The following is an 8,699-nucleotide window of genomic DNA, read 5'->3' as shown; positions in this document are numbered from 1 at the left end:
CTGGGTGACCCCGAGACCATCCACTTCGGACTCATCCCCCGCGCCCACCGCGGCATCGTCGCAATCAACGAACTGCCCGACCTCGCCGAGCGGATCCAGGTGGCGATGCTCAACGTGATGGAGGAGCGCGACATCCAGATCCGCGGCTACGTGCTGCGGCTGCCGCTCGACGTGCTGGTGGTGGCCAGCGCCAACCCCGAGGACTACACCAACCGCGGTCGGATCATCACCCCGCTCAAGGACCGCTTCGGCGCCGAGATCCGCACCCACTACCCGCTGGAGCTCTCCTCGGAGGTGGCGGTGATCCGGCAGGAGGCCGACCTGGTCGCCGAGGTCCCCGACGTCCTGGTCGAGATCCTCGCCCGCTTCACCCGCACGCTGCGGGCCTCCTCGGCCGTCGACCAGCGCTCGGGTGTCTCGGCCCGGTTCTCCATCGCCGGGGCCGAGACGATCGCTGCGGCCGCGCTGCGCCGTGCCGCCCTGCACGGCGAGGACGCCGTCGCCCGGCTGGTCGACGTGCAGACCGCCGTCGACGTGCTCGGCGGCAAGATCGAGTTCGAGACCGGCGAGGAGGGCCGCGAGTCGGAGATCCTCACCCACCTGCTGCGCACCTCGATCGCCGAGACGGTCAGGGCCCGGCTGCGCGGGATCGACTTCGCGCTGCTGGTGGAGGCGATCGAGAACGGCCAGATGATCGCCACCGGCGAGAACGTCACCGCCCGCCAGGTGCTGGCCGGCCTGCCCCGGCTGGGCGAGTCCGAGCTCTACGACCAGATCGGCGAACGGCTCGGCGCGACCACCGACGGCGAGCGCGCCGGAGCGATCGAGCTGGCCCTGGAGGGGCTCTACCTGGCCCGCCGGATCGGCAAGGACATCGACGGCGGCGAGGTCGTCTACGGATGAGATATCGCCGGTACGACGGCGGTGACCCGCTCAAGCCGCCCGTGGACATCGCCGAGGCCCTGGAGGCCATCGGCGAGGACGTCATGGCCGGCTACTCGCCCGAACGGGCGATGCGGGAGTTCCTGCGCCGCGGTGGGCGCGACACCGCCGGTCTCGACGACCTCGCCCGGCGGGCCCAGGAGCGGCGTCGGGAGCTGCTGGAGAGCAACAACCTCGACGGCACCCTGCGCGAGGTCGCCGAGCTGCTCGATCGCGCGGTGCGGGCCGAGCGCGGGCAGCTGGCCCGCGACGTCGAGATGGACGACACCGACCGGGCCCTGCGCGAGATGCAGATCGGCAACCTGCCGAGCAGTCCGGCCGCTGCGGTCAGTGAGCTGTCGACGTACGACTGGTCCTCACGTGAGGCGCGGGCGGCGTACGAGGAGATCAAGGACCTGCTCGGCCGCGAGATCCTGGAGCAGCGCTTCGCCGGGATGAAGGAGGCCCTGGAGGGGGCCACGGACGAGGACCGGGCCGCGATCAACGCGATGCTCGCCGACCTCAACGACCTGCTCGCCCGGCGTGCCGCCGGCACCGACACCGCTGCCGACTTCGCCGACTTCATGGCCAAGCACGGGGAGTACTTCCCGGAGAGCCCGCGCGACCTCGACGAGCTGCTCGACGCGCTCGCGGCCCGGGCGGCGGCCGCCCAACGGCTGCTCAACTCGATGACGCCCGAGCAGCGCGCCGAGCTGATGGAGCTCTCCGCCCAGGCGTTCGGCTCCCCGGAGCTGGCCGACCAGCTCGCCCAGCTCGACGGCCACCTGCAGGCGCTGCGCCCCGGCGAGGACTGGGACGGCTCCGAGCAGTTCGAGGGGGACCAGGGACTCGGGCTGGGTGACGGCACCGGCGCGCTCCAGGACCTGGCCGAGCTCGACCAGCTGATCGAGCAGCTCTCCCAGTCGTACGGCGGCGCCCGGATGGACGACCTGGACCTGGACGCCCTGGCACGCCAGCTCGGCGAGGAGGCGGCGATCGACGCCCGCACCCTGGGTGAGCTGGAGCGGGCACTGCGGGAGTCCGGCCAGCTCGAACGCGGCACCGACGGTGACCTGCGGCTCACCCCGAAGGCGATGCGGCAGCTCGGCAAGGCGCTGCTCAAGGACGTCGCCGACCAGCTCAGCGGCCGCTCCGGGGCGCGCGAGACCCGGCGTTCGGGCGCCTCCGGCGACCTGACCGGCTCCTCGCGGGCCTGGGAGTTCGGCGACACCGAGCCGTGGGACATCCCGCGGACCCTGCTCAACCGGGTGATCCGCGGCGGCAGCACGCTGGCCCTCGACGACATCGAGGTGGTCGAGACCGAGGACCGCACCCAGGCGTGTGTGGCGCTGCTGGTCGACACCTCGTTCTCGATGGCGATGGACGGGCGCTGGGTGCCGATGAAGCGCACCGCGCTGGCGCTGCACACCCTGGTGCGCTCCCGGTTCCGCGGCGACGACCTGCAGCTGATCGCCTTCGGTCGGGCCGCCCAGGTGATGGAGATCGAGGAGCTGACCGCGCTCGACGCCCGCTGGGACAAGGGCACCAACCTGCATCACGGTCTGCTGCTGGCCAACCGGCACTTCCGTCGCCATCCCAGTGCCCAGCCGGTGCTCCTGATCGTCACCGACGGCGAGCCGACCTCACACCTGGAGCCGAGCGGCGAGGTCTCCTTCGCCTACCCGCCGCAGCCCCGCACGATCGCGCTGACCGTCAACGAGCTCGACAACGCCCGCCGGATCGGTGCCCGTACGACGTTCTTCAGGCTCGGCGAGGACCCGGGTCTGGCCCGCTTCATCGACCAGCTCGCCCGTCGGGTCGAAGGGACCGTGGTGGCCCCCGAACTCGACGACCTCGGCGCGGCCGTGGTCGGCTCCTATCTCGGGGGCCGTGCGGGCGGCCGTTCGGGCTGGGTCTGAGCCAGCGCCGGGGCCCGACCCGCGGGCCCAGCTGCACATCGCCGCCGCCCCGGCCGGATCAGGCCGGGAGCGGCTGCATGATCCGGAACGAGTTGCCCGACGGATCACGGAACCCGCAGTCGATCCCGTAGGGCCGGGCCTCGGGCAGGTCGGTGAACTCGACGCCCTTGGCGGAGAGCTCCTCGTACATCTTCTGCACGTCGTCGGTCTCCATGAAGATGCCGCCGGAGTGGCCCTTGGCCAGCAGGGCGGTGATCTCGGTGACCGTCGACTCGGGGAACACCGGCGGGCCGGGGATCGCCATCAGGACGAGCACCGGCGCGTCCTGGCCCGGGGCGCCGACGGTGACCCAGCGGAAGCCGCCGAGCTCGGGGAAGCTGGCGTCCTCGCGGATCTCGAAGCCGACCTTCTCAGTCCAGAACGCGACGGCCTCGTCCTGGTCGAGGACCCAGACCTGAGCGGTGGTGATCTTGATCATCGTGGTTCTCCTACGTGGTGGTGGGTGATGACGTCGACGCTAGAGGGGGCGCGGCCGCGTCGTCTTCTCGAAACGTGCGCCGTTGCGGGCGACCATGCACCCGCACCACGCAGCCGGGCAGGGGCACCCGGTCGGCGATCGCCGGGAAGGCGGCGCGGTACTGGGTCGGCGTACTGCCGAAGGTGCGTTTGAAGCTGGTGGTGAAGCTCCCTACCGAGGTCAGTCCGACCAGGGCGCAGATGTCGGCGACGCTGCGGTCGGTGTCGCGCAGCAGGGCCGCAGCGCGTTCGAGGCGCCGGGTCAGCAGGTAGCCGTGCGGGCTCTCCCCGAAGGCCTGCTTGAACGCGCGGCTGAAGTGGGCAGGCGAGAGCCCGGCGGCCGCGGCCAGGGCGGCGACGTCGAGCGGTTCGGTGTAGTGCGCGTCGGCCTGGTCCTTGGCGCGCAGCAGATGTCGTTCCAGGGGGAGGGAAGCCACGCCCCGATTCTGCGGTGCGGGGGCGCTGGGGACAATGCGCTGCGGGCGTTCGGGCTCACGGTCGGCTGGAGCAGGCAGTGCTGAGCCGCTTCGAGCCGGCGCTGCGCTGGGCCGGGATCGGCCGGGAGATCAGGTAGCCCTGCACCTCGATGCAGCCCGCCCGGGTGACCAGGTCGAGCTGCTCGGAGCTCTCCACACCCTCGGCCACCGTGGTCACGCCGAGCTGGATGCCGAGCTCGGCGATGGCACGGACGATCGCGGCGGCGCTCGGGTTGGTGGCGGCCTCGCGGACGAAGGAGCCGTCGATCTTGATCGTGTCGAACGGGAAGTCGCGCAGGTGGGTGAGGGAGGAGTACCCGGTGCCGAAGTCGTCGAGCGAGACCCGTACGCCGGCACCGCGCAGCTGACTGAGCTCGCGCAGCACCCCCTCGTGATCGCTCAGCAGGGCGGTCTCGGTGACCTCGATCTCCAGCCGCTCGGGGGCCAGCCCGGAGCTCACCAGCAGCCCCAGGATCTCCTCGACGAAGGTGCCGCGGCCGAGCTGGCCCGCCGAGACGTTGACCGCCAGCCGCACCCGCTCCTCCCACCAGCGGGCCTCGGCGAAGGCCCGGCGCGCGATCAGGCGGCCCAGGACGTCGATCAGACCCGACTGCTCGGCCAACGTGATGAAGGTCGAGGGCGGCACCGTCCCGAGCCGGGGATGGTGCCAGCGCGCCAGGGCCTCGCGGGCGGTGACCCGCATCGAGGCGATCTCGACGATGTCCTGGAAGTGGACCTCGATCCCTCGGTCGGCGGTGATCGCCTCGCGCAGGTCGGTGATCAGCTCGGCGCGGTGGTGGATGCTCTCCTCCATCTCGGCCTCGAAGGCGACCGCCTTCGCCTTGCCGGCGGCCTTGGCGTGGTACAGCGCGATGTCGGCGCGCAGCAGCAGCTCCGAGCAGGTGGTGCCGTCGGTCGGGGTGGTCGCGATCCCGATCGACGCGCTCACCTCCAGCGCCGAGCCCCGCACCTGGGGGTAGGGCGCCCCCAGCGCGTCGATCACGGTCCGGGCGACGCCGGTGGCCGCGGCCCGGTCGGCGTCGGCCAGGAAGATGCCGAACTCGTCGCCGCCCAGACGTCCGACGATGGCGTCGTGGGGCGAGCAGATCGCCTGGAGCCGGGTCGCCACCGTCCTGATCACGGTGTCGCCGGCATGGTGGCCGAGGTTGTCGTTGATCCCCTTGAACCCGTCGAGATCGACGAACAGCAATGCGGTGCGGGCCGCGGGCGAGGCGATCCGGGCCTCGACCTGGTCGCTGAAGGTGGTGCGGTTGTTGAGACCGGTGAGTGAGTCGTGGTGGGCCAGGTCCAGGATCCGCAGCTCGGCGGCCAGCTCCTTGGTGACGTTGCTCCACACCACCATCGGGCCGCCCGCGCCCTCGTCGCACGGGATCGAGGAGACCTGGAGGTCGAGGGTCTCGGGACCGAGCCGGATCCGGGCACTGTGCGGCGAGTCCTGGAGCAGCGACACGATGCTCTGCTGGCGTGCCGGGGAGCGGTGGAAGACGTCCATCGAGGAGCCGACCACGTCGTCGACGGCGACCGGCAGGTACTCCTCGACCTCCCGCAGCAGCCGGTCGCAGGTCTGGTTCATGTAGCTGATCCGGCCGGTCTCGGGGTCGAGGGTCATCACCGCGACCGGCATCTCCTCGATCATCCGCAGCAGGCGCTGCTCGCCCTGGCGACGGCGGGACAGCTCGGCGGTGGCGACCCGGGCCCGTGCCGGGGCGCCGCGCAGCGCGTCGGCCCACAGCGCCAGCGCGAACGAGGCCACCAGCAGCCCGACCAGGGCGAGTGCTGCCAGCGCCGGGATCCGGCCCTCCAGCGCGAGGCCGAGCAGGGTCAGCGTCGAGGCGGCCAGCAGGGTGAGCGGGAGGAACGGCAGGTGGCAGCGGGGGCGGGGCAGCGGCATGGGTCACCCCGCCGTCGTGTCCACGGCGGCCGAGATCCGCGCGGCGATCTCGTGGATCCGGGCGATCAGGGCGACGATCTGCTCGATCGCGGCGACGGCACCGCGGGTGTCGTCCTGGATCGCACTGATCTGCTGGCCGATCTCCTCGGTGGCGCGCGCCGTCTCCTTGGCCAGCTCCTTGACCTCGGTCGCCACCACCGCGAAGCCGCGGCCCGCCTCGCCGGCCCGGGCCGCCTCGATGGTGGCGTTGAGCGCCAGCAGGTTGGTCTGCTGGGCGATCGAGGTGATCACCTTCACCACCTGGCCGATCTCGCCGCTGGAGGTGCCGAGCGCGGTCACGATCCGCTGCGCCTCGTCGGCGACCCGCAGGCTCTCGGCCATCGCGCTGAGCTGGTCGGCCGCCTCGGCCACAGCGTTCTCGGTACGCCGGGTCGCCGCCGAGGAGTCACGGTGGTTCTCGATCAGGCGCTGCAACGCCTGGCCCATCCGCCCGATGTGCCCCAGGTCGCCGACCTCGATGTTCCGGCTGGTGTCACCGGCCAGCGCGCCCTCGACCGCCTCGACCATCGCCCTGATCGCGTCGATGGTCTGCGTCTCCACCGACCAGGTCGCCATCGCGCCGACGTACGCGCCCTGATCGTCGGTGACGGCACACACCCGCAGCTCGAGCCATTCGGTGCCGACCTGGATCTGCGCGGTCCGTGGCAGGTTCGCCGAGGAGTCGAGCAGCCCGCGCTGGTACTGCGGTGTGCGGTGGAAGAGGTCGAGCGAGGAGCCGACCACCTCCTCGGCACGGACCGGGAGGTGGTCGGCGAGGGAGCGCAGGGTGCGCAGCGACGCCGGGTTCATGTAGCGGATGACGTGGTCGCGGTCGGCGAACATCATGTTCACCGGCGAGTGCTCCATCATCGCGGCGATGATGCTGAGTCGTTCGGCCCCGCCCAACCCGGCGGGTGCTGCTGCGCTGATCGCTGGTGGAGGCATCGTCTCTCCCCGAATCGGTGGCCGGACCTGTTCCCGTGCCGTCGTGTGAGGATTCGTCATCGGGCGGCCCGATGTGACGCGAACGCACCCAGGCCTAGGACCGTCCGGGCAGGTCTTTTGCCTGGTCAGGGCGGCCGAAGGTCCCAGCCGCTTCGTCCTCGCCGGAGCGGCGGATGGCCTACCCTCGCCGATATGAACCAGGCGGCTGTGCAAGCGATCCAGGTCTTCGTCCTCGACGATCACGACCTGGTCCGCAGGGGAGTGCGGAGCCTGCTCGACTCGGTCGACGACCTGGTCCTGATCGGGGAGTCCGGGTCGGCCGTCGAGGCCCTGGAGATGATCCCGCGGCTCAAGCCCGACGTGGTCGTCCTCGACCACCGGCTGCCCGACGGATCGGGCATCGACGTGTGCCGCGAGGTCCGCTCGGCGGACCCGGAGATCGCCGCGTTGATCCTGACGTCGTACGACGACGATGACGCCCTGTTCGCCGCGATCATGGCCGGTGCCTCGGGCTACATCCTCAAGCAGGTCAACGGTGTCGACCTGGTCGAGGTGATCCGCAACGTCGCCTCCGGGCTGGCGATGCTGGACCCGCAGGTGACCGCCCAGGTGCTGGAGCGGGTCCGGACCGGGACCGCGAAGGGCTCGCCGCTGGACCGGCTCACCGCCAACGAGCAGGCGGTCCTCGACCTGATCGGTCAGGGCATGACCAACCGCCAGATCGCCCGCTCGCTCGACCTGGCCGAGAAGACGGTGAAGAACTACGTCTCCTCGATCCTGGCCAAGCTCGAGCTCACCAGCCGGACCCAGGCGGCGATCCTGGCGCACCACGAGAAGGGCTGACCCCGCGAGGATGAGGCATGGCCATCCAGCCCACGACGACGGTGTGAGCGCCCAGGTCAACGACCTGCTGCACAAGATCGTGCGCATCGCCGCGACCTCCACCGGCGCCCGCTACGCGGCGATCGGGGTGATCGCCGATCTCGCCGAGGCACCGACTCGGCTCGCGACGTTCATCACCTACGGCCTCACCGAGGCGGAGAAGAGGCGGCTGGAGACGCCGCCGTCGGGCCGCGGGATGCTGGGGGCGTTGATCGACGCCCCGGTCCCGGTGCGGGTCAGCGAGATGTCGCGCGACCCGCGTTCGGCGGGCCTGCCGCCCGGACATCCCCCGATGCGGACCCTGCTCGGCGTACCGATCCGGATCGGGGAGGAGGTCTTCGGCAACCTCTACCTCACCGAGAAGGAGGGCGGCGGCGACTTCACCGAGACCGACGAGGCGGTCGCGGTCGCGCTGGCCTCGGCGGTGGGGGTGGCGGTCGACCGGCTCTGGCACCAGTGGCGGGTCGGCGTCGAACGGGTCGCCACGGCCGCGGTGCACCGTGAGCGGGACCGGATCAGCCGGGACCTGCACGACGTGGTGGTGCAGCGGCTCTTCGCCGGCGGGATGGAGCTCAAGCGCGACATCGGCCTGGTCGGCGACGACGCTGTCGCGGCCCGGCTCGACGGCGTCGTCGACGAGCTCGACGGGGTGATCCGCGAGCTGCGGCGTACGGTCTTCGACCTCCGCCGGGTGGGCGACTCCGACGACGTCCAGTCCGAGGTGACCCGGCTGGTGGCCCGGTTCGAGTCCTCGCTCACCTTCAGGCCGCGGGTCTCCTTCGCCGGCCCGGTGCGCTGGCGGGTCGGCCCCGACCTGGTCGCCGAGGTGGTCGCCGTGGTCAGCGAGGGGCTCTCGAACGTCGCCCGACATGCCGTCGCCACGACGGCGTACGTCGAGGTGGCGATCGTCGGGCACGACCTCGTGCTCCGGGTCGCCGACGACGGGGGCGGCCTCCCCGACGGCGTACGGCTGAGCGGGTTGAGCAACCTGGCCGAGCGAGCCCGGGCCCGGGGCGGTGACTTCCGGGTCGGGCCGCGGGAGCCACGCGGGACCGAGCTGGTCTGGCAGGTGCCGCTGCTCTGAGGTGC

Annotated in this window: 8 protein-coding genes; 4 read left to right on the top strand and 4 right to left on the bottom strand. The window is 71.7% G+C overall.

All coding sequences use genetic code 11. The features are described from left to right. Together Q1V88_RS02790 and Q1V88_RS02785 are read left to right on the top strand one after the other, a co-directional pair. A partial coding sequence (locus Q1V88_RS02790; RefSeq protein WP_300677584.1) for a sigma 54-interacting transcriptional regulator occupies window positions 1–903 on the top strand: 903 nt, incomplete at its 5' end. After that, complete coding sequence (locus tag Q1V88_RS02785; RefSeq protein ID WP_300677582.1) at window positions 900–2,840, top strand: VWA domain-containing protein; 1,941 nt, start codon at window positions 900–902, stop codon at window positions 2,838–2,840. The genes Q1V88_RS02790 and Q1V88_RS02785, both read left to right, overlap by 4 nt. A 58-nt stretch (window positions 2,841–2,898) precedes the next feature. Here Q1V88_RS02785 and Q1V88_RS02780 read toward each other — a convergent pair whose 3' ends face one another. From Q1V88_RS02780 to Q1V88_RS02765, 4 genes are read right to left on the bottom strand one after another with little or no spacing between them, the layout of a single operon-like run. Next, window positions 2,899–3,318, bottom strand: coding sequence for a VOC family protein (locus tag Q1V88_RS02780; RefSeq protein ID WP_300677581.1), 420 nt, complete (start codon window positions 3,316–3,318; stop codon window positions 2,899–2,901). A gap of 10 nt (window positions 3,319–3,328) precedes the next feature. Continuing rightward, a complete protein-coding gene (locus Q1V88_RS02775) occupies window positions 3,329–3,793 on the bottom strand; it encodes an AraC family transcriptional regulator (protein WP_300677579.1) in 465 nt (154 codons plus the stop codon). A 55-nt stretch (window positions 3,794–3,848) separates the two neighbouring features. Beyond that, window positions 3,849–5,744 (bottom strand): EAL domain-containing protein, encoded by a 1,896-nt coding sequence (locus tag Q1V88_RS02770; protein ID WP_300677577.1) that lies wholly within the window; start codon window positions 5,742–5,744, stop codon window positions 3,849–3,851. A gap of 3 nt (window positions 5,745–5,747) precedes the next feature. Next, window positions 5,748–6,728, bottom strand: coding sequence for a methyl-accepting chemotaxis protein (locus Q1V88_RS02765; RefSeq protein ID WP_300677575.1), 981 nt, complete (start codon window positions 6,726–6,728; stop codon window positions 5,748–5,750). Window positions 6,729–6,920: 192 nt separating this feature from the next. On the opposite strand from Q1V88_RS02765, the gene Q1V88_RS02760 reads away from it, so the two are divergent. Both Q1V88_RS02760 and Q1V88_RS02755 read left to right on the top strand, forming a co-directional pair. Continuing rightward, a complete protein-coding gene (locus tag Q1V88_RS02760; RefSeq protein WP_300677573.1) occupies window positions 6,921–7,571 on the top strand; it encodes a response regulator transcription factor in 651 nt (216 codons plus the stop codon). 43 nt (window positions 7,572–7,614) lie between these two features. Then, complete coding sequence (locus Q1V88_RS02755; protein ID WP_300677571.1) at window positions 7,615–8,694, top strand: GAF domain-containing protein; 1,080 nt, start codon at window positions 7,615–7,617, stop codon at window positions 8,692–8,694. Window positions 8,695–8,699 lie beyond the last annotated feature (5 nt).

This window comes from Nocardioides sp., assembly GCF_030150155.1.
In the GTDB taxonomy this organism is placed as follows: Bacteria; Actinomycetota; Actinomycetes; order Propionibacteriales; family Nocardioidaceae; genus Nocardioides.
The sequence above is the reverse complement of the archived record's forward strand: the minus strand, read 5'-3'. Positions and strand labels throughout refer to the sequence as shown.